Origin of the sequence: Enterobacter sp. BNK-14, assembly GCF_047456095.1 — a bacterium.
Lineage (GTDB): Bacteria > Pseudomonadota > Gammaproteobacteria > Enterobacterales > Enterobacteriaceae > Enterobacter > Enterobacter kobei.
The window spans coordinates 865,638-886,775 of the sequence record NZ_CP179897.1 but is presented as its reverse complement, the minus strand read 5'-3'; the positions used below and the strand labels follow the sequence as shown (position 1 = coordinate 886,775).

The following is a 21,138-nucleotide window of genomic DNA, read 5'->3' as shown; positions in this document are numbered from 1 at the left end:
TATTAACTCATGAACGGATTCATCTTGAGCATGAGCGCATTTAATGCTTATTTTAATAGGCTATGCGGTAATTTTGTAAGACAACTAAGTGATTGAATAATGAACAAAACAGAATTCTACGCGGATCTGAACCGCGATTTTAAGGCATTGATGGCGGGTGAGACCAGCTTCTTAGCCACTCTGGCAAATACTAGCGCATTGTTGTTCGAACGTCTCTCTGACGTGAACTGGGCTGGCTTTTACCTCCTGGAAGGTGACACGCTGGTACTTGGCCCGTTCCAGGGCAAACTGGCTTGCGTGCGTATTCCGGTCGGGCGCGGTGTATGCGGTACTGCGGTGGCCGAGAATCAGGTACAGCGTGTGGAAGATGTTCATGCGTTTGACGGGCATATCGCCTGTGATGCCGCCAGTAATTCTGAGATCGTACTGCCGCTGGTCGTAAGAAATCAGATTATTGGCGTTTTGGATATCGACAGCACCGTCTTCAGTCGCTTCACAACCGAGGACGAGCAAGGGCTGCGCGAGCTGGTGGCGAATCTGGAAAACGTCCTTGCCGGCACCGATTATCAAAAATTCTTTGCGAGCGTCGCAGGATAATCAACGGATAACGTAGCATTTACTGATAGCGTCATTATAATGACGCCTGTTCATGCCTGCGCTTGTTGGCAACGTCCGTTGTAATCAGGAAATTTCATGGAAAATCAACCTAAGTTGAATAGCAGTAAAGAAGTTATCGCATTTCTGGCCGAGCGTTTCCCGCAGTGCTTCAGCGCGGAAGGTGAAGCTCGTCCCCTGAAAGTCGGTATTTTTCAGGATCTGGTAGCGCGCGTTGAGGGGGAAATGAACCTCAGCAAAACTCAGTTGCGTTCTGCCTTACGTCTTTATACTTCGAGCTGGCGTTACCTGTACGGTATCAAACCGGGCGCGACTCGCGTGGATCTCGACGGCAACCCTTGTGGTGAGCTGGACGAGCAGCACGTTGAACACGCACGCAAGCAGCTTGAAGAAGCCAAAGCACGCGTTCAGGCACAACGTGCAGAACAGCAAGCGAAAAAACGCGAAGCCGCAGCGGCAAACGGCCAGGAAGAAGCGCCTCGTCGTGAGCGTAAACCGCGCCCTGCGCCGCGTCGTCACGATAATAACGATCGCAAACCGCGTGCAGACAAACCAGCAGCCAAAGCCCCACGTGCGCCTCGTGAAGAGCCGCGCCATACCCCGGTTTCTGACATCAACGCGCTGAGCGTGGGTCAGGCGCTGAAGGTCAAAGCGGGCAACAATGCTATGGACGCCACCGTACTGGAAATCACCAAAGATGGCGTTCGTGTACAGCTGACTTCTGGTATGTCAATGATTGTACGCGCAGAACACTTGTTGTTCTGAAACGGAGGCCAAGCCTGGCATGAACACTTTTTTTAAGCTCACCGCGCTGGCGGGTCTGTTTGCTATAACAGGCCATGCTTTCGCAGTGGACGATATCACGCGTGTTGATCAAATTCCGGTACTCAAGGAAGAGACGCAGCACGCGACGGTGAGCGAGCGCGTGACGTCTCGTTTCACCCGCTCGCACTATCGTCAGTTCGATCTCGATCAGGCCTTTTCGGCCAAAATCTTTGACCGCTATCTGAACTTGCTGGATTACAGCCATAACGTTTTGCTCGCCAGTGATGTCGAGCAGTTCGCTAAGCGCAAATCCGAGGTGGGTGATGAGTTGCGGTCAGGCAAGCTGGATCTTTTCTACGACCTCTACAACCTGTCGCAAAAGCGCCGCTTTGAACGCTATCAGTACGCCCTGAAAGTGCTCGAACGTCCGATGGACTTCACCGGCAACGACAATTTCAATCTTGATCGCAGCAAAGCGCCGTGGCCGAAAGATGAAGCCGAGTTGAATGCGCTGTGGGACGGAAAGGTCAAATACGACGAACTGAGTCTCAAGCTGACCGGCAAAGATGAAAAAGAGATCCGTGACACGCTGACGCGTCGTTACAAATTTGCCATTCGTCGTCTGGCGCAGACCAACAGTGAGGATGTCTTCTCTCTGGCAATGACGGCCTTTGCGCACGAAATCGATCCGCACACCAACTATCTCTCCCCGCGCAACACCGAACAGTTCAATACCGAAATGAGCCTGTCTCTGGAAGGTATCGGTGCGGTACTGCAGATGGACGATGATTACACCGTGATCAATTCCATGGTGGCGGGTGGCCCGGCCTCCAAAAGCAAAGCGATCAGCGTAGGTGACCGCATTGTTGGGGTCGGACAAACCGGTAAAGGCATGGTCGATGTCATTGGCTGGCGTCTTGACGACGTGGTTGCGCTGATTAAAGGTCCGAAAGGCAGCAAAGTTCGTCTGGAAATTCTGCCAGCGGGTAAAGGCACTAAAACCCGTATCGTTACCCTGACCCGTGAGCGTATCCGTCTGGAAGACCGCGCGGTGAAAATGTCGGTGAAAACCGTGGGTAAAGAGAAGGTGGGTGTCCTGGATATCCCTGGCTTCTACGTAGGGCTGACCGACGATGTGAAGGTTCAGCTGCAGAAACTTGAGAAACAGAACGTCAGCAGCGTCATCATTGACCTGCGCAGCAACGGCGGTGGTGCGCTGACAGAAGCGGTATCGCTCTCTGGCCTCTTCATCCCGTCTGGCCCTGTGGTTCAGGTGCGTGATAACAACGGTAAAGTCCGTGAAGATGCCGACAACGATGGTGTGGTCTACTACAAAGGCCCGCTGGTCGTGCTGGTCGACCGCTTCAGTGCGTCTGCGTCTGAGATCTTTGCCGCGGCAATGCAGGACTACGGCCGTGCGCTGATCGTGGGTGAGCCAACCTTTGGTAAAGGCACCGTTCAGCAGTATCGATCGCTGAACCGTATCTACGATCAGATGCTGCGTCCGGAATGGCCTGCGCTGGGTTCAGTGCAGTACACCATTCAGAAGTTCTACCGCGTCAACGGCGGCAGTACGCAGCGTAAAGGCGTCACGCCGGATATCATGATGCCGACAGGAACGGAAGAGACCGAAACTGGCGAGAAGTTTGAAGATAACGCGTTACCGTGGGACAGCATCAATGCTGCGACCTACGTGAAAGCGGGTGATATGACGCAATTTGGCCCTGAACTGCTGAAAGCGCATAACGACCGCATCGCGAAAGATCCGGAATTCCAGTACATCATGAAGGACATTGCGCGTTTCAATGCCCTGAAGGATAAACGGAATATTGTTTCTCTGAACTACGCCCAGCGTGAGAAAGAGAACAACGAAGACGATGCCACGCGTCTGGCCCGTATCAACGACCGCTTCAAGCGTGAAGGTAAGCCTCTGCTCAAGAAACTGGACGATCTGCCAAAAGATTACCAGGAGCCGGATCCTTACCTGGACGAGACGGTGCATATCGCCCTCGACCTGGCGAATCTGGAAAAAGATAAGCCTGCTGAGCAACCCGCTCCGGCGAAATAATCCCCCAACAGGCACAAGAAATTGTGCCTGTTTCTTTTTGTTCCGCATCCTTCCGTCAGGCAGATTTCCAATTGTGTAAAGTTGTGTCTTTCTGGTGACTTACGCCCTCCGGATGCTTGAAAATAGCCGCAATACCCATACGATGTGGGTAATCGCATAGTGCGCTTTGTTAAACTGAGGTTAAAAGAAAATTATGATGCGAATCGCGCTCTTCCTGCTCACCAACCTGGCGGTGATGGTGGTTTTCGGGCTCGTGCTAAGCCTGACAGGAATTCAGTCGAGCAGCGTTCAGGGTCTGTTGATTATGGCGCTGCTGTTTGGTTTTGGTGGCTCGTTCATTTCCCTGCTGATGTCAAAGTGGATGGCGCTGAAATCCGTCGGCGGTGAGGTGATTGAGCAGCCGCGTAACGATATGGAACAGTGGCTGATGAATACGGTGGCTCAGCAATCCCGTCAGGCCGGGATCGCCATGCCGCAGGTGGCCATTTATCATGCGCCCGATATTAACGCGTTTGCCACGGGTGCCCGTCGTGATGCATCGCTGGTTGCTGTCAGCACCGGGTTGCTGCAAAACATGAGCCGTGACGAAGCCGAAGCGGTCATCGCTCACGAAATCAGCCATATTGCCAACGGCGACATGGTGACCATGACGCTGATTCAGGGCGTGGTGAACACCTTCGTTATCTTTATCTCCCGTATCCTGGCGCAGATTGCGGCGGGCTTTATGGGCGGCAACCGTGATGAAGGTGAAGAGAGCAACGGTAACCCGCTGATCTACTTCGCCGTGTCGATGGTGCTGGAACTGGTGTTCGGTATTCTGGCGAGTATTATCACCATGTGGTTCTCGCGCCACCGTGAATTCCACGCGGATGCCGGCTCTGCGAAACTGGTGGGACGCGAGAAGATGATTGCTGCCCTGCAGCGCCTGAAAACCAGCTACGAGCCGCAGGAAGCGAACAGCATGATGGCCTTCTGCATCAACGGTAAATCAAAGTCGCTCAGTGAGCTGTTTATGTCTCACCCGCCGCTGGATAAACGTATTGAAGCGCTGCGCAGTGGGGAATACCTGAAGTAACGCGATGCGTCACAATAAGCCGGGCAGGCGTATTCTCCGCCCGGCTTTTTTTATGCCTGAACCCTGGGCTGGGTAACGCGCAGACCGCTGACGATGGCCGCGAGGGTGGCAAGCGCGCCGGCGGTGAGCAGCGCAACGTGGTTACCGTTTTGCCCGGCAAGGTTAAACATCAGGGCAACCAGCGCCGCGCCGCTGCTTTGCCCCAGAAGGCGCGCAGTTCCCAACATCCCGCTGGCGCCGCCACTGCGGTGACGGGGCGCAGAGGTGATGATGGTGTGATTATTGGGGGACTGAAACAGGCCGAACCCCGCACCACAGAGGATCATGCGCCAGACGATGTCCAGATCGCTGGGTGATGACGGTAACAGTGCCAGCGCGAAAAGGCCGGTTGCCATGACGGCCAGTCCCACCGCACCCAACAAACCGGCATGGATACGTTCAATTAAGTAACCCGCCAGCGGCGCCATCACCATCGTCGCCAGTGGCCAGGGCGTTAGCAGCAGCCCGGTCTCCACCTCCGAACGTCCTACCACGCTTTGCAGAAAGAAGGGCAGAGAAACCAGCGCCAGCATCTGAGCGCAGAACGAGCAAATGGACGTACAGATGGAGAGAGAAAAGAGGGGGATACGCAGCAGATCTACCGGCAGCAAAGGAACGGGCAGGGCGAGCTGACGGCGAACAAAGAAGAATCCTGTTACCAGCAGGGCGATAAGCTCGATGCCGGTAAGCGCCATGGATTGCCCCTGAGCAAAGCCGCTCAGGGCTGTAATCAGCAGACCAAAGGTCAGTGCATTCATCACTGCGCTGGGGACGTCAAAACGCGGCATGGTACTTTTGGGGCCGTTAGCAGGAAGAAAACGCAGGGCAAAGAAGATAGCCACGATACCCAGCGGCACGTTTATGGCAAAGAGCCATTGCCATGAGGCGACAGAAAGTATGGCTGCTGCAATTGTTGGTCCGGCGGCGGAGGAAACCGCGACAATAAACGAGTTTATCCCCATCCCGCGTCCAAGGTGGCGCTGCGGATAGATCAAGCGGATCAATGCCGTATTTACACTCATCAGCGCCGCACCGCCAAAGCCCTGCGCTATGCGCGCCAGCGTCAGCGTGTGCAATGAGTCAGACAGGGCGCATAACAGCGAGGTAAAGGTGAACACCACCAGGCCGCACTGATAGACCCGACGGTGGCCGAACATGTCGCCGAGGAAAGAGAAGGAGAGCAGGGAAATCACAATCGCAATCTGATAGGCGTTAACAATCCATATCGAGCTGGCCGGGGAGGCCTGCAGGTCGCTGGCGATAGTGGGCAGGGCAACGTTCGCAATCGCGCCATCGAGGACGGCCATTGAGATCCCAATAATAATCGTAGCAATGGCGCCGTACCGCAGGGGCAAAGGCAGACCATCGGAAAGGTTCTTTTCCATCGGGGATAAAAAGCTCAGGGTGAAATTATTCTCAGGGTAACGATTTTAGCACTGTTAACGCCGTTATATGTCGCAGATTTGTAACGAAACAAACGCGCATTGATTGCAGGTAACATCACAGGAATTTATAATAAAAACCGGTTCTGATTTTTATAAAACACTCTCTATGAGGTGGTAAATGGCAATTGCGGATTTGGATAAACAGCCAGATTCTGTTTCTTCCGTGCTGAAGGTGTTTGGCATCTTACAGGCGCTCGGAGAAGAGCGTGAAATTGGTATTACAGAGTTGTCGCAGCGTGTGATGATGTCGAAAAGCACCGTTTACCGCTTTTTGCAAACCATGAAGTCACTGGGTTATGTAGCGCAGGAAGGAGAGTCTGAAAAATACTCTCTGACGCTAAAGCTGTTCGAACTGGGTGCCCGGGCGCTGCAAAACGTTGATTTGATCCGCAGCGCGGACATTCAGATGCGTGAGATCTCCCGTCTGACCAAAGAGACCATCCACCTGGGTGCACTGGATGAAGACAGCATTGTTTACATCCATAAAATCGACTCCATGTACAACCTGCGTATGTATTCGCGCATTGGCCGCCGTAACCCGCTTTATAGCACGGCAATTGGCAAGGTTCTGCTGGCGTGGCGCGATCGCGAAGAGGTGAAGCAGATCCTTGATGGTGTGGAATATAAACGCAGTACGGAACGAACCATTACCAATACTGATGAACTGTTAACGGTACTCGACAAGGTGCGTGAACAAGGATACGGCGAAGATAACGAAGAGCAGGAAGAAGGGCTGCGTTGCATCGGCGTTCCGGTGTTTGACCGTTTTGGCGTGGTGATCGCGGGTTTAAGTATCTCTTTCCCAACCCTGCGCTTCTCAGAAGAGCGTCTGCACGAGTATGTGGCTATTCTGCACACTGCCGCGCGTAAGATTTCCGAGCAGATGGGCTATCACGACTATCCCTTTTAACGCGTTTTAGCATAAAAAAACGCCGCATCTTCTGCGGCGTTTTTCGTCAGTGGTTAACCAGGCCAGTTAGCCATTATCAACCACTACGGACATCTTTCTCAGTACCGGGCAGTTGGTTAAACCAATGATGCCGCTATCAGAATGGAGATACTGCGCCGTGCTTACGCCTTGTGCTGTTACGTACTTACACTGAATACCTAAGCCTGCTGCATTTTCGGTGCTTCCCACAAGCACACCGTAGCCGGTTAACAAAAGTCCAATCCAGAGTATCGCCAGTACTAAAATCGTTCGAATGATTACGCGCATTGTTACCTCTTTTATCGTTGTTATCATGAGGCTAGCCTAAACGGTTTACGTAATGAAACAAGTGCAGGATTCTGAAAAAGACCTGATGTTGGTACAGTTAGTCCTTGTTTAAGGTCACCGTGATAACCTGGTTGTATCAGGTCTTTAGACGGAGTGTGGAGTGAAAAAAATACGCTGGGTGATTCTGATTGTCGTACTGATAGCGTGCGTGGTGTTATGGACGCAGACGATCAATGTGATGTGCGATCAGGATGTACAGTTTTTTAGCGGCGTTTGCGCAATCAATAAGTTTATCCCGTGGTAGCACGCATTTTTTCTTAAGGTGATTTCCTTCCTTCGCACCAGTGGTAAAATAGGCGTTTTTATTGAGGTGGTGAAATGGGTGAGTTACTGAACTCAGGGTTGCTGAATGTAGCATCCCTGATGATCTCTTTGGTTGTTCTGCTGGTGGGTCTGGTCATTTGGTTTTTCGTGAACCGTGCCAGTTCCCGTACAAACGAGCAGATTGAACTGCTGGAAGCGCTGCTCGATCAGCAAAAGCGTCAGAATGCGCTGCTGCGTCGTCTGTGCGAGGCTAACGAACCGGAAGGGAAAGACGAGTCAAAAGAGGCTGTCGCTGAAAACAACCAGGATCAGGACGATTTTATCCGTCTGGTGGCTGAGCGCTGATTGCCGTGTCCCGGGAGGGACTGTGGTCTGGTTCAGTCCAGGTGTAATCCCTCCCTGAAAACGCGTTAAGTGGTAAGGCAGATAATTTAGCACCAGTTAATAGTACTTTCAGGATACTGAAAACTGGCGATTATTTATCCTTATAAACGAAGCGATGAATTGTTGCATATATTCTGTATGTATCTACGCTCAAAAATGTTTTATTTTTATCGAAACGTTTTGCTTGCCTTGTTTTGATGCAGCGTCATAAAAATTTCATTATTTTGGTGCATAACCCTCCTTATTACCTGTTGCATTTTAATACAGTTCGGTGCGGATTATTAACATTGAGTTTTTCCTGAAACAATACGCCCCCGTTGCAATGAATTAAGCATAAGTTTTCACAATTTGTTCTAACTCAATCAATTCCGAAGATTTCTTTTCACGGTAGCTGGACGCATTGTAATGATTGAGCTATGTTAAAAAAGTCTTAGATTACAGTGCTTGCGAAAGCACGGTAGAGCCTGTGTAAAAGCGTTAAGCTGTCTGTGTGTATCGCGCATAATTGTGCAAATCCTTACAGACAGTGTTCGAATTTGTGCGGCGGATCGAGACATGTTTAAAAATGGCTTGCCATATTAAACATAGTGTGTGATAACACGTTTTGGGTCAAACGAGGTACAGTTCTGTTTATGTGTGGCATTTTCAGTAAAGAAGTCCTGAGTAAACACGTTGTCGTTGAATACCGCTTCTCTGCCGAACCTTATATTAGTGCCTCATGCAGTAATGTCTCAGTTTTATCTCAGTCAATGCCTGCGGGCTAAGAAAACACTCTAAGGAATTTTGCAAATGGCAAAGATTAAAGGTCAAGTTAAGTGGTTCAACGAGTCTAAAGGTTTTGGTTTCATTACTCCTGCTGACGGCAGCAAAGACGTGTTCGTACACTTCTCTGCAATCCAGGGTAACGGCTTCAAAACTCTGGCTGAAGGCCAGAACGTTGAGTTCGAAATTCAGGACGGCCAGAAAGGCCCAGCTGCAGTTAACGTAACTGCTATCTGATCGAACCGCTGCTGACTGAAGCGCGTAGCACTTCAATCTCAGACATAAAGCCTCGCACAATGCGGGGCTTTTTTATGCCCTTATCTTTCAAAATATGACTATCCTCTGTCTCGTTAGCAACTTGTTGCAAAGCTGCGAGGTTAGAAGCACAGTTTCGCCTCCCTCAGCGCATCTTTTCCCGTTAAATCAGAGCGTTGTTTAACAGCTCTGGGGTTCAGGTGAAAAAGAAATTAATTATGAGCGCTGGCAATTTCACACCAGCGCGTTTTGCGCTGCTCTGTTTTGCTATTTTCTGCAGTCTGGCTTTTTTGCTGGGTCGTGTTGCCTGGCTACAAATCATCAAACCAGACAACCTGGTGAAGCAGGAAGATATGCGATCGCTGCGTCAGCTGACGATTGATGCTCCACGAGGGATGATCACGGATCGTGAAGGCCGACCTCTGGCGGTCAGCGTGCCCGTCAGAGCCGTATGGGCCGACCCTAAAACGGTACTCGCAAAAGGGGGCGTTGGTTTTGACGATCGCTGGCAGGCGCTGGCGAGCGCGCTTCATCTCTCCCTGAATACCCTCTCTTCGCGCATTAACGCCAATCCCAGGGGCCGGTTCATTTACCTGGCTCGTCAGGTTGATCCTGCGCAGGCCAAATGGATTGATAAACTGAATTTGCCGGGAATTAACCTGCGTGATGAATCGCGCCGTTTTTACCCGGCAGGCCACGTGGCGGCCAATCTGATTGGCTTCACCAATATTGACGGGCAGGGCATTGAAGGGGTGGAAAAAAGCTTTAATACTCAGCTGACGGGTAAAGCGGGTGTCCGACAGGTAAGGGAGGATCGCTACGGCCGGGTGGTTGAAAACCTGACGGAAGTTGCGCCCACGCCAGCGCATAACATTCAGCTCAGCATCGACGAGCGGCTACAGACCATTACCGAAGACGCGCTGGATAATGCCGTGGCCTGGAATAAGGCCGAGTCAGGGGCATCGGTATTGATCAATATCCCAACCGGCGAAATACTCGCCATGGCGAGTTACCCGGACTTCAACCCCAATAACCGGGAAGGCGCGACAATTAACGATTTTCGTAACCGGGCTATTAGCGATACGTTCGAACCCGGTTCGACCGTTAAACCGCTGGTGCTGATGACGGCGCTGCAGCAGGGGCTGGTCCAGCCGGACAGCGTGATTGACACCCATCCTTATACACTTGATGGACACCGTATTCGCGACGTGGGCTACTACCCGGAGCTGACGATGACCGGGATCCTGCAGAAATCGAGCGATACCGGAGTCTCCCGGCTCTCGCTGGCAATGCCCATACAGCACCTTCTTGATACCTACCGGAACTTTGGTTTTGGCACGAACACGGGTCTTGGCTTAACGGGGGAGAGCGCGGGCCTGTTGCCACAGCGTAAGTACTGGAGCCAGCTCGACCGCGCGACCTTTGCCTTCGGCTATGGCCTGATGGTGACGCCGCTCCAGCTTGCCCACGTCTATGCGACGATTGGCGGATTTGGACTGGAGCGTCCCCTGTCGATCACCCGCATCGATCCCCCCGTTATCGGGCACCGCGTTATGCCGGAGGAGATCGCGCATGACGTGGAGCATATGATGGAGAGCGTTGCGCTACCCGGTGGCGGTGGCGTTAAGGCCGCGGTGCGTGATTACCGCGTGGCGGTAAAAACCGGTACGGCGAAGAAGATTGATGACAGCGGCAAATATGTCGATAAATATGTCGCCTATACCGCGGGCGTCGCGCCTGCGAGCGATCCGCGTTTTGCGCTGGTCGTGGTGATTAACGAGCCTCAAAACGGGGCGTACTACGGTGGGGCGGTTTCAGCGCCGGTTTTCAGCGAAATCATGGGCAACGTGCTGCGCCTGGAGAATATAAAACCTGATGGCCTCCCGGCCGGTTCTGACCACCTTATCGTCATGCGGTAATCCAGCCGTTTTATAGCGGGGCGAATAGCGGTACACTTCGCCCTTTGGTTTATGCCCCGGAGTTGCCATGTCCTTCAGTTGCCCCCTTTGTCATGCGTCGCTGATGCGCTCAGATAAAAGTTATCGTTGTCCGCAGGGACATCAGTTTGATATGGCGAAAGAAGGATATGTGAATCTTCTGCCGGTGCAGCATAAGCGCTCCCGCGATCCGGGCGATAGTGCGGAGATGATGCAGGCACGCCGTGCATTTCTCGATGCCGGACACTATCTGCCGCTGCGGGAGACAGTTGCGCAGATGCTGGATGATATGTTGCCTGATTCGGCGTCCGCCATGCTGGATATCGGTTGTGGAGAAGGATACTACACCGCGCGGTTTGCGGAAGTGGTGCGTGAGAAGGGGGCCGTAACATTCGGTCTCGACGTGTCGAAAGTGGCCATTCGCGCGGCGGCTAAACGCTACGCTGGCGTGACGTACTGCGTGGCTTCAAGCCACCGGTTGCCGTTCGAAGATGCCAGTATGGACGCTATCATCCGCATCTATGCTCCCTGTAAAGCGCAAGAGCTTGCACGGGTGGTGAAACCCGGCGGATGGGTCATTACCGTCACACCCGGCCCGCGTCACCTGATGGAACTGAAAGGGCTCATCTATGATGACGTGCGTCTGCATGCCCCCCATTCTGAACAGCTGGCAGGTTTTACGCTGAAGCAGGAGCAGTCAGTGGCGTATCAAATGGATCTGGAGGGGCAGGAGGCGGTAGCACTGTTGCAGATGACGCCGTTCGCGTGGCGGGCAAAACCGGAAGTTTGGGCGGCGCTAGCGGCCCGGACGACGTTTAGCTGCCAGACAGATTTCAGTATCCATGTCTGGCAGCGCGACGCTTAACCCGCGAAGTGTGCCCAGAGGATCTGGGCACCAATGCCGATCAAAACGATACCGCCTAAGATCTCGGCGCGTTTACCCAGTAGCGGGCCGATAAAGCGTCCGACCATTATGCCCAGCGTGGACATAATCAGTGTTGCACAGCCAATGGCCAGCGCAGTGGCGATAATGTTAACCTGCAGGAAAGCCAGACCCACCCCGACGGCCATGGCGTCAAGGCTTGTGGCGATAGCGGTTGTCACCAGCAGCCAGAATCCATGGCGGTATTGCGGTTCCGCATCTTCATCATCCCCGCCGCGAAAACCCTCGATGACCATTCGGCCACCGAGAAACACCAGCAGAACGAACGCGATCCAGTGATTCCACTCGAGCACGAACTGGCTGGCGAGCATACCCAGACCCCAACCGATGAGCGGTGTCAGCGTTTCGATGGCGCCAAAAATCAGCCCGGTACGCAGTGCTTCTGAGAATTTAGGTTTGTGGAGCGTGGCACCCTTGCCAATGGAGGCAGCAAAAGCGTCCATGGACATGCCAAAAGCGAGAAGGATCGTAGCGGAGATATTCATAACAGCGTCCAGACCGGGGATATCCATATGACACATCACTGCCCCCAGTAAACAGCAGTTGATGTATCTATGGTCTCGCCTGATCTCTTTTGCACCGTAAGCGTGCTGAAAGCGATCCGTACGTGCCACGTTTTTCAACGAGTATGTTGACACGTACATTTCCTGCGTGCAGGAAATCGGCTACTCCCCAACGACGGGCGCAACCTTAACATATTTTGAGAATATAAAACAACATCGAGGAAGGCTTAATTTACTCGCTTTCTTGATAACGATTTTCATTTAGGTTTATGCGTGAAAATATCGTTAATGAATATAAGTCAAAAGAGGATAGCAGATATAGCAACGGCTATATTCAGGGTGAGAAAATAGCGTAATATATAGCCGATGCTATAAATTTAACTTATTGAGTTTTAAGGAGTAATGTGTAGATTTTCTCAAGGTCATCAATATTCTTGACCCGGATGAGCAGGCGGCGTTGTTCTAATTGCATCACTAACACACCGTCTTCGGATAAATTCATCTCTTTAATGCGGTTATATTCTATCCATACGTTGGCGAAGAAGAATCCGTGTTTTTTAAAAATGAGTTTTGGCGAACGGATCCAGAAAAGGTAAATCGCCATTAATGCCAGCGCACATAATAACCATGTGGTTAATATTGCACCGTGGCTGGTGACGTTATTGTAGATCAGAATGACCACCAGACCCGCGAAGATAAACGCATCAATGCGTCCGCGGCGTAAGAGGGGAAGGGTCAGTAGCGTCTCGCCGTGGCGGCGAGGCATAATGAACTCGTCATAGATAGCGTAAGCCAGAAGGGCAACAATAAATAAAACCAGTACGATGTCCGTGACAGTCATTCATCCTCCGGATAAGCGATAAAAAACCGGGGGCAAGCCCCCGGCGTCTCACGTTACTGCTTTACAGACCAAGCAGGCCGACAGCGTAGCCCGCGATACCGATGACGAAGAAGCCAACGATGATCCACAGCGGGTTCACCTTCTTACGCAGCAGCCACATACAGGCGAAGGTCAACAGCAGCGGTACCAGGCCCGGCATCAGCTGATCCAGGATAGTCTGCACGGTGGTGACGCGGGTCTGACCATCCTGGCCGGTGATGGTCGATACCACCAGCGGGATGTTCACGTGCGTCCACTTGTTCACCAGTGCCCCCATCACAAACAGGCCCAGGATTGACGCCCCCTCGGTCAGTTTCTGCAGGAAGCCGCCGCCCATATCCTTAACAATATCCACGCCCTTGCGGTAGCCGTAGGCCACGCCGTAGTAACGTGTCAGCAGTCGCACCGCGTTGAACAGGATAAAGAACAGCAGAGGACCGAGCAGGCTGCCGCTCATGGCGATCCCCGCCCCCAGCGCGGCAAAGACCGGACGAACCGTACCCCAGAAGATAGGGTCACCTACACCGGCCAGAGGACCCATCAGACCGACTTTGATACCGTTGATCGCACCATCGTCAATCTCTGCGCCGTTGGCACGCTGCTCTTCCATCGCCAGCGTTACGCCCAGAACCGGCGCGGCTACATATGGATGGGTGTTGAAGAATTCCAGGTGACGCTTAATCGCCTGACGCCGTGCTTCGTTATTTTCCGGGTACAGGCGCTTGATCGCCGGTACCATGGAGAAGCAGAAGCCCAGCGCCTGCATACGTTCGAAGTTCCATGAACCCTGAAACAGGTTAGAACGGATGAACACGCCACGAATATCACCCGGAGTGAGTTTTTTCTCGGTGGTAGTTTTTGTCATATCAACCATTTCGCTCACCTGTTAGTCCAGTTCGTTATCGAGATCGTTGTTACCAGCAGCCTGCGCTGGGGCACCCGCAACGCGGTTATATTTCGGGCTGAGCTGGATGTAGAGAATTGCCATGACGGCACCAATGACACCCAGTGCAACCAGGTTGAAGTTGGTGAATGCTGCGGTCACGAAGCCGAGGTAGAAGAACGGCATCAGGTAGCCTGCGCGCATCATGTTAATGACCATCGCATAACCAACGACCACGATCATACCGCCCGCGATGTTCAGACCGCCGGTGACCACTTCTGGAATGGCGTTCAGCATGCTCTGGACTTCACTGGTACCGACTGAGATCGCAACGATAACCGCCGGAATGGCGATACGCATCGCCTGCAGGAACAGGGATGAAACGTGGATCCAGGAGAGTGCCGTAAGGTTGCCGTTTTCGGCCGCCTTATCCGCCGCGTGCTGGAAAGCAACGGTGATGGTACGTACGATAATGGTCAGAACCTGGCCTGCTGCGGCCAGAGGAATGGCCAGAGCGATACCTGCACCGATACTCTGATGACCGGCAATAACCAGAACGGTCGAAATGATGGAGGCCAGCGCGGCATCTGGCGCAACGGCAGCACCGATGTTCATCCAGCCGAGGGCGATCATTTCCAGCGTACCCCCGATGATGATACCGGTTTTCATATCACCCAGTACGGCACCAATCAACGTACAGGCCACCAGAGGACGGTGGAACTGAAATTCATCAAGTACGGATTCCATACCCGCAATACATGCGACGACGAACACCAGCACAATCTGAAGAGTGGTAATCTCCATTGTACTTCTCCTATTACATAAGCTTTATGTGAAAAACCGGCGCGGGCTTATTTCCCAACTTTACCGATCAAATCCATCATTTTCAGTTTCTGGTCAGTGGAAACTTTACGGGCTTCCAGCTCAATACCGCGCGCATTCAGCTTGTTGAATGCCTCGATATCTTTCGCATCGACTGAAATGGCGTTGTTGACCTGCGTTTTGCCCTGACGGAACGCCATACCCCCAATGTTCACGGAGGTGATTTTCACGCCGCCTTCAACAATGCGCTCAACGTCAGTCGGGTTAGTAAACAGCAGCATTACGCGTTCACCCGCGTATTTCGGGTTGTTGTAAACGCGGATCATCTTGGCGACATCCACCACGTGCGCGGTGACGCCAGGAGGAGCAACCTGAGTCAGAAGGGTTTTACGTACGGTGTCGGCAGCAACTTCGTCGCTGACGACGATAATGCGGCGAACGTTGGTCTCTTTAGTCCAGCGCGTTGCCACCTGGCCGTGGATTAAGCGGTCATCAATACGCGCAAGGCCGATGACCATATAATCATTCGGACCCATGGGTTTTGCCGGTGTAGCCACTTTCGGTGCTGCTGCCGCGGGAGCGGGTTTCTCAACCGGTTGTGCTTTCAGGGCTTTCACGCCTTCACGGCCCGTTTCAACCGCCAGGGCGACAAGCTCATCAAACGTCGGGTTGTCGTCGCGCGCCATAAAGGTTTCCACCAGCATGGGAATGTTAACGCCAGCGACGACTTCATAATGCTCTTTATCGACGACAATACGGCTGGCAGCATTGAACGGGCTGCCGCCCCATGTATCAACGAGAAACAGCACGCCTTTGCTGGTATCCAGCTTCGAGAGTTGAGCGTTGTACTTCTCAATCAGCGTCTCGGCGTTTTCACCGGGAACGAAATCGATCCAGCCGACGTTTTCCTGCTCGCCCAACAGCATCTCTGCCGTTTTGAGTAGCTGCTCAGCAGCCCAACCATGTGTGCCTATGACAATAGCAATGGTCACTTGCTACCTCCTTTTATTATCATTAATACGCCTGCCGGGCAGACGTACTGAGAATCGTATTGGCGAACCGAATCGATTCAGATAAGGGTTAGAGTTCAAAAAACTAAGACTTCCGCGAATTATTTTAGACAGTGAAAAAATAATTTATGTGATGAAGATCCGTAATTTAGCTTTCCCGATCGAGAAAATTCTCAACACAAATTTAGTCATATTGCGTTTTTGCAAAAGAACGTAAATCTTTGCTTAAAACCTGGTGTCTCTGATATGTTTAGCCTCCGTTTACCTGTTCAGGAGTATAGGGCTACAGCCCACTATATGGACCGTCACCGACGTCAGTCATCTTTCAGGCCAATTTGCGCCTTTTTCACCGGCGATCCTCGCCATGTACCGACTCTGTCTTCCTCTGTTTTGCCCACGTTGAGTGGGGCACCGTTTCGTCATTCCTTTAGCAGGAGCTTGTCATGGAATTCTTAATGGACCCGTCAATCTGGGTGGGATTGCTCACGCTGGTGGTGCTGGAGATCGTTCTCGGCATCGATAACCTGGTGTTTATCGCCATCCTTGCGGATAAGCTGCCGCCAAAACAGCGTGATAAAGCGCGTCTGATTGGCCTCTCGCTGGCGCTGGTCATGCGACTGGGACTGCTTTCCGTCATCTCCTGGATGGTCACGCTGACAAAACCGCTGTTCTCCGTCATGGATTACACCTTCTCCGGGCGTGATTTAATCATGCTGATCGGGGGGATATTCCTGCTCTTTAAAGCGACCACGGAACTCCACGAGCGGCTGGAAAACCGTCAGCACGACGATGGACACGGTAAGGGCTACGCCAGTTTCTGGGTGGTGGTGCTGCAGATCGTCGTGCTGGATGCGGTCTTCTCGCTGGATGCGGTAATCACGGCGGTCGGCATGGTGAACCATCTCCCGGTGATGATGGCGGCTGTGGTCATTGCTATGGCGGTCATGCTGCTGGCGTCGAAACCGCTGACGCGTTTCGTCAACCAACATCCGACGGTGGTTGTGCTCTGTCTGAGCTTCCTGCTGATGATTGGTCTGAGCCTGGTAGCGGAAGGTTTTGGCTTCCATATTCCGAAAGGTTATCTGTACGCCGCAATTGGCTTCTCGATCCTGATTGAACTGTTCAACCAGATTGCGCGCCGGAACTTTATTAAGCAGCAGTCGAATCAGCCGCTGCGTGCCCGTACCGCGGATGCCATTCTGCGTCTGATGGGCGGTCGTCGCCAGGTGAACGTTCAGTCTGATACTGAAAACCGTAATCCGGTGCCGGTTCCGGAAGGGGCGTTTGTAGAAGAAGAGCGCTACATGATCAACGGCGTGCTCTCCCTTGCTTCCCGTTCGCTGCGCGGAATCATGACCCCGCGCGGGGAAATCAGCTGGGTCGATGCGAACCTGAGCGTGGATGAAATTCGTCAGCAGTTGCTCTCTTCACCGCACAGCCTGTTCCCGGTGTGTCGCGGTGAGCTGGATGAGATCATCGGCGTCGTGCGCGCGAAAGAGATGCTGGTGGCCCTGGAAGAGGGTGTCAACGTCGAAGCCATTGCGGCTGCATCGCCTGCGATTGTCGTGCCGGAAACGCTGGATCCGATCAACCTGCTGGGCGTGTTGCGACGCGCACGCGGCAGCTTCGTTATCGTCACCAACGAGTTCGGTGTGGTGCAGGGGCTGGTCACGCCGCTGGACGTGCTGGAAGCGATTGCCGGTGAGTTCCCGGATGCCGACGAAACGCCTGAGATCGTCGCCGACGGCGAAGGCTGGCTGGTTAAAGGCACGACCGACCTGCACGCGCTCTCGCACACGCTCGGGGTGGAAAACGTGGTCAACGATGAAGAAGACATCGCGACCGTTGCCGGTCTGGTTATCGCCGTGAACGGGCAAATCCCGCGTATCGGGGATGTGATTGAGTTGCCGCCGCTGCACATTACCATTGTTGAAGCCAACGACTATCGCGTTGATATGGTCCGTATTGTTAAAGAACAATCTGTCCACGATGAAGAAGAATAGCTCTGCTTAACGCAGGGGCATTAAGGGCACAATGTGTCCGTTATGCTGTGCTGGCGGGGGAGCACTTCCCGCCAGCCATTGTGGAAAGTCTCTCAGCGGCATCGGCCGCGCATAGTAAAATCCCTGCAGGACCGATACGCCATGGCGGCGCAGATATCGCGCCTGCTCCTCTGTTTCGACCCCTTCAGCCACCAGTTCGATATTGAGTCGCTGACCCAGTGCAATGATGATATCCGTCACCGTTGAATTCACGGCGTCGGTGCCAATGGCGGTGATAAACGACTGGTCGATTTTTAGTACGTCCGGGTGCAGCTTTTCAAGCCAGGAGAGGGAGCTGTTTCCGGTACCAAAATCGTCGATGGCAAGCTTCACCCCTTTGCGATGCAGTTCGCGCACAATACGGTATTCCGCATCCGGAAGGGCATCCCGTTCCGTTAATTCAATCACCAGCTGCTGACGGGGGTTAGCGCTGAACCACAGGCGGTTCAGGTCCTGTAACAACACCGCCTGACGGAAATGGCTGGCAGCGACGTTAATGCCGATGTGAAAACCGGCGCTGGAAGGAAAGTAGCCTATCTGACGTACGGTTTCGGCGAGGACATAGCGTGTCAGAGGGACAATCAGATTATGTTCTTCCGCCAGAGGAATAAACACTTCCGGGGAGATCCACCCCTGTCGCGGGTTATTCCAGCGCAGCAGAATTTCAACGCCGACGCACGCCTGCGTACGGGCATTCACCAGCGGCTGGCAGAAAAGCTCGAATTCCCGGGCCGCAATGCCCATATCAATCTCCCAGGTGAAACTCATCCTGTTCGCCGTCGCCAGCCAGGCGAGATAGCCCAGCAGCAGGCTCAGCATAAGACCCAACGGAAGCTGCGCGGGCAGGGTCTTCAGGGCCAGCTCTCCTGGACCTGGCCCGCTGACGATGATGGAGAAGGGGTTGTGGGTGGATGACAGCTGAACAAGCGCGCCAGCCTTTCCGAAAGTCAGGCTATCGGTGACCCGTTGACCATAGCGCAAAAAACGATCGCCCACGGATAACGCCACATCATCAATAAGTGGACGCTCGGGCTCCAGTATCATTCTGGTGATCAAATCAATATTAATGATCTCTATGACGCCATCTTCCCCGTCCTGGGACACCGGGTTCCACTGGATCAAGATCGGACTGCCCTTCATCAGCCACCGATCGGTCGATAAAATCAGCTTCGGCGTGCTGGCGGGTAATTCCGGGAGAAAGTCGCGGATGGGAATATTACGGCTGCCGAAAACACTGGAGCAATACAGGATACCGTCTTTAATCAGGGCAATGGAGCGTACCGTTTGCAAAATGGCCGCCTGTTTTCGCAGGGCCAAATGTGCCTGAGGGCAGGGCTGACCCACCAGCTGCTGGAACACGCTGCGGCGTTTTTCCAGCGAAAGGAGAAGATTATCCAGAGAGCGAACGGTATGGCTGCTGAAGTCGAATACCCGCTGCTGGTTAACGTTGCGCTGAGAAATAAAGCGAGCGCCCAGGGTCAGAATGAGCGTAAGGATCGCAACCGTCACACAGACGATAACGCGTTTTCGGCGGTAATGTTTAATGATCGTTTGTGCAGTTTGCATGAACGGTCGCCTGATAAGCCACCAGCCCCAAAAGCCGGACGCAACAGTAAAAGTGTAGTGGGGAAAGCGAAAGGAGACGAGAAAGAGGGGGGAAATTCGCCCATCCGTTGCAGATGGGCGAAAGCGAGTATTAGTCGCACTGCACCTTAATAGCCAGACCACCACGCGACGTCTCACGGTACTTCGCGTTCATGTCTTTGCCGGTTTCGTACATGGTTTCGATGACCTTATCCAGCGACACGCGCGGTTCGCTGGTACGGCGCATCGCCATGCGTGAGGCGTTGATCGCTTTGACAGAGGCAATCGCGTTACGCTCAATGCACGGTACCTGTACCTGGCCCGCGACAGGGTCACAGGTCAGACCGAGGTTATGCTCCATACCAATCTCTGCCGCCACGCAAACCTGTTCAGGGCTTGCACCCAACAGTTCAGCCAGACCGGCGGCAGCCATCGAGCAGGCAACGCCCACTTCACCCTGACAGCCCACTTCCGCACCGGAGATGGACGCGTTCATCTTGTACAGCGCGCCGATGGCCCCTGCCGCGAGGAAATAGCGGATATAGATATCGGGCGTGACAGGCTCAATAAAGTGATCGTAGTAGGCCAGTACCGCTGGAACGATGCCGCAGGCACCGTTGGTTGGCGCCGTCACGACGCGGCCACCGGCGGCGTTCTCTTCGTTAACCGCCAGGGCAAACATGTTTACCCAGTCGACCACGTTCATCGGGTCATTCGAGAATTTATCCGTGGTCACCAGCATACGGCGCAGGGCAGAGGCACGACGCGGCACGCGCAGTGGCCCAGGCAATACGCCTTCGGTGTTCATCCCGCGGTCAATACAAGCGCGCATGGTTTGCCACACGTTAGCAAAATAGTCTTCAATCTCTTTTTTGCTGTGCAGCGCCAGTTCGTTCTGCATAACCATACCGGACAGGGAAAGACCGGTCTCTTTGCAGTACCCCAACATCTCGGTAGCCGACTTAAACGGATACGGGACGCTGACGTCGCCAACGCTGTCTTTGCCAAAATGCTCTTCATCCACGATGAAGCCACCGCCGATGGAGTAGTACGTTTTGCTGTAAATCTCTTTTTCACCGCTCCAGGTATGAATGGTCATGCCGTTTTCATGCAGCGGCAGGTTGTCGCTGCGAAAACGCATGCCGTCATCCTGCGGGAAATCCACTTCATGCTGGCCGTTAGCCAGCAGCAGGCGTCCGCGCGTTTCCACGTCGCGGATAAATGCCGGGATGGCATCAATATCAACAGTGTCCGGCATATTGCCTGCCAGACCCATAATAATGGCGATATCGGTGTGGTGGCCTTTACCCGTTAATGACAGTGATCCGTAAACGTCTACGGCGACACGGGTAACGCTTTCCAGTAATCCTTTTTCGACCAGATCATCGACGAACTGTTTACCGGCCTTCATAGGCCCAACAGTATGGGAAGACGAAGGGCCAATTCCCACTTTAAACATGTCGAATATACTAATCACTTTCACACTCCTGACAGGGTTACCGGGGTTCCAGTAACGATGTTATAACTGCGCATAGTGTAAGAGGGAACACCGACCTCGGCTTAACTATTCACATGAATTAAACTAA

At 53.2% G+C, this 21,138-nt stretch carries 21 protein-coding genes, 1 pseudogene and 1 riboswitch; of the genes and pseudogenes, 13 read left to right on the top strand and 9 right to left on the bottom strand.

Annotated features, from left to right (window positions below; translation table 11 throughout):
• Positions 1-99 precede the first annotated feature (99 nt).
• The 4 genes from ACMGGM_RS04280 to htpX all read left to right on the top strand — a co-directional run bounded on the left by ACMGGM_RS04280 (position 100) and on the right by htpX (position 4,523).
• On the top strand, positions 100-597 hold the full coding sequence (locus ACMGGM_RS04280; RefSeq protein ID WP_014884293.1) for a GAF domain-containing protein: 498 nt from the start codon (positions 100-102) through the stop codon (positions 595-597).
• Between the two features lie 96 nt (positions 598-693).
• Positions 694-1,380, top strand: a complete 687-nt coding sequence (gene proQ / locus ACMGGM_RS04275; RefSeq protein WP_014884292.1) for an RNA chaperone ProQ — start codon at positions 694-696, stop codon at positions 1,378-1,380.
• 19 nt (positions 1,381-1,399) lie between these two features.
• Positions 1,400-3,448 carry a carboxy terminal-processing peptidase gene (prc, locus tag ACMGGM_RS04270; protein WP_014884291.1) on the top strand — a complete coding sequence of 683 codons (2,049 nt, stop codon included), beginning with the start codon at positions 1,400-1,402 and terminating at the stop codon, positions 3,446-3,448.
• A 193-nt stretch (positions 3,449-3,641) separates the two neighbouring features.
• Positions 3,642-4,523 (top strand): protease HtpX, encoded by an 882-nt coding sequence (gene htpX / locus ACMGGM_RS04265; protein WP_014884290.1) that lies wholly within the window; start codon positions 3,642-3,644, stop codon positions 4,521-4,523.
• Between the two features lie 50 nt (positions 4,524-4,573).
• On the opposite strand, the gene ACMGGM_RS04260 is transcribed toward htpX, so the two are convergent.
• A complete protein-coding gene (locus tag ACMGGM_RS04260; protein WP_014884289.1) occupies positions 4,574-5,947 on the bottom strand; it encodes an MFS transporter in 1,374 nt (457 codons plus the stop codon).
• Positions 5,948-6,125: 178 nt separating this feature from the next.
• On the opposite strand from ACMGGM_RS04260, the gene kdgR reads away from it, so the two are divergent.
• Positions 6,126-6,917: a DNA-binding transcriptional regulator KdgR gene (gene kdgR / locus ACMGGM_RS04255; protein WP_014884288.1), complete on the top strand. Its 792-nt coding sequence runs from the start codon at positions 6,126-6,128 to the stop codon at positions 6,915-6,917.
• A gap of 66 nt (positions 6,918-6,983) precedes the next feature.
• Here the strand turns inward: kdgR and ACMGGM_RS04250 are convergent, their stop codons facing one another.
• Positions 6,984-7,223, bottom strand: coding sequence for a YobH family protein (locus tag ACMGGM_RS04250; RefSeq protein WP_045281186.1), 240 nt, complete (start codon positions 7,221-7,223; stop codon positions 6,984-6,986).
• Between the two features lie 160 nt (positions 7,224-7,383).
• Here ACMGGM_RS04250 and mgrB point away from each other — a divergent pair, with 160 nt between their 5' ends.
• From mgrB to rlmA, 6 genes and pseudogenes are all read left to right on the top strand, one after another.
• Positions 7,384-7,527, top strand: a complete 144-nt coding sequence (gene mgrB / locus ACMGGM_RS04245) for a PhoP/PhoQ regulator MgrB (protein ID WP_014884286.1) — start codon at positions 7,384-7,386, stop codon at positions 7,525-7,527.
• A 74-nt stretch (positions 7,528-7,601) separates the two neighbouring features.
• Positions 7,602-7,892 carry a YebO family protein gene (locus tag ACMGGM_RS04240; protein ID WP_014884285.1) on the top strand — a complete coding sequence of 97 codons (291 nt, stop codon included), beginning with the start codon at positions 7,602-7,604 and terminating at the stop codon, positions 7,890-7,892.
• A gap of 671 nt (positions 7,893-8,563) precedes the next feature.
• Positions 8,564-8,708: pseudogene (locus ACMGGM_RS04235) on the top strand (DUF2627 domain-containing protein).
• Positions 8,709-8,720: 12 nt separating this feature from the next.
• On the top strand, positions 8,721-8,930 hold the full coding sequence (cspE, locus tag ACMGGM_RS04230) for a transcription antiterminator/RNA stability regulator CspE (protein WP_001062678.1): 210 nt from the start codon (positions 8,721-8,723) through the stop codon (positions 8,928-8,930).
• 236 nt (positions 8,931-9,166) lie between these two features.
• On the top strand, positions 9,167-10,867 hold the full coding sequence (gene ftsI, locus ACMGGM_RS04225) for a peptidoglycan glycosyltransferase FtsI (RefSeq protein WP_072093614.1): 1,701 nt from the start codon (positions 9,167-9,169) through the stop codon (positions 10,865-10,867).
• A 67-nt stretch (positions 10,868-10,934) separates the two neighbouring features.
• Complete coding sequence (rlmA, locus tag ACMGGM_RS04220; RefSeq protein ID WP_032636216.1) at positions 10,935-11,750, top strand: 23S rRNA (guanine(745)-N(1))-methyltransferase; 816 nt, start codon at positions 10,935-10,937, stop codon at positions 11,748-11,750.
• Here rlmA and mntP read toward each other — a convergent pair.
• The 5 genes from mntP to manX all read right to left on the bottom strand — a co-directional run bounded on the left by mntP (position 11,747) and on the right by manX (position 15,908).
• Positions 11,747-12,313 carry a manganese efflux pump MntP gene (mntP, locus tag ACMGGM_RS04215; RefSeq protein WP_032629253.1) on the bottom strand — a complete coding sequence of 189 codons (567 nt, stop codon included), beginning with the start codon at positions 12,311-12,313 and terminating at the stop codon, positions 11,747-11,749. The two genes, rlmA and mntP, sit on opposite strands and share 4 nt — an antisense overlap.
• 10 nt (positions 12,314-12,323) lie before the next feature.
• Positions 12,324-12,514: riboswitch (yybP-ykoY riboswitch) on the bottom strand.
• Positions 12,515-12,713: 199 nt separating this feature from the next.
• Positions 12,714-13,172, bottom strand: a complete 459-nt coding sequence (locus ACMGGM_RS04210) for a DUF986 family protein (RefSeq protein WP_047026974.1) — start codon at positions 13,170-13,172, stop codon at positions 12,714-12,716.
• A 61-nt stretch (positions 13,173-13,233) separates the two neighbouring features.
• Positions 13,234-14,085, bottom strand: coding sequence for a PTS mannose transporter subunit IID (locus ACMGGM_RS04205; RefSeq protein WP_006810994.1), 852 nt, complete (start codon positions 14,083-14,085; stop codon positions 13,234-13,236).
• A gap of 12 nt (positions 14,086-14,097) precedes the next feature.
• On the bottom strand, positions 14,098-14,898 hold the full coding sequence (manY, locus tag ACMGGM_RS04200) for a PTS mannose transporter subunit IIC (RefSeq protein WP_008500490.1): 801 nt from the start codon (positions 14,896-14,898) through the stop codon (positions 14,098-14,100).
• Between the two features lie 47 nt (positions 14,899-14,945).
• Positions 14,946-15,908: a PTS mannose transporter subunit IIAB gene (manX, locus tag ACMGGM_RS04195; RefSeq protein WP_014884279.1), complete on the bottom strand. Its 963-nt coding sequence runs from the start codon at positions 15,906-15,908 to the stop codon at positions 14,946-14,948.
• Between the two features lie 264 nt (positions 15,909-16,172).
• On the opposite strand from manX, the gene ACMGGM_RS04190 reads away from it, so the two are divergent.
• Both ACMGGM_RS04190 and yoaE read left to right on the top strand, forming a co-directional pair.
• On the top strand, positions 16,173-16,382 hold the full coding sequence (locus ACMGGM_RS04190; RefSeq protein ID WP_370991304.1) for a protein YoaL: 210 nt from the start codon (positions 16,173-16,175) through the stop codon (positions 16,380-16,382).
• Positions 16,370-17,929, top strand: a complete 1,560-nt coding sequence (yoaE, locus tag ACMGGM_RS04185) for a CNNM family cation transport protein YoaE (protein ID WP_014884278.1) — start codon at positions 16,370-16,372, stop codon at positions 17,927-17,929. Before ACMGGM_RS04190 ends, yoaE begins: the two co-directional genes overlap by 13 nt.
• 6 nt (positions 17,930-17,935) lie before the next feature.
• Here yoaE and ACMGGM_RS04180 read toward each other — a convergent pair whose 3' ends face one another.
• Positions 17,936-19,534 (bottom strand): EAL domain-containing protein, encoded by a 1,599-nt coding sequence (locus ACMGGM_RS04180; protein ID WP_063943270.1) that lies wholly within the window; start codon positions 19,532-19,534, stop codon positions 17,936-17,938.
• A 130-nt stretch (positions 19,535-19,664) separates the two neighbouring features.
• Entirely contained in the window at positions 19,665-21,029 is a 1,365-nt protein-coding gene (gene sdaA, locus ACMGGM_RS04175) for an L-serine ammonia-lyase (RefSeq protein ID WP_196347413.1), read from the bottom strand.
• Between the last annotated feature and the right edge of the window lie 109 nt (positions 21,030-21,138).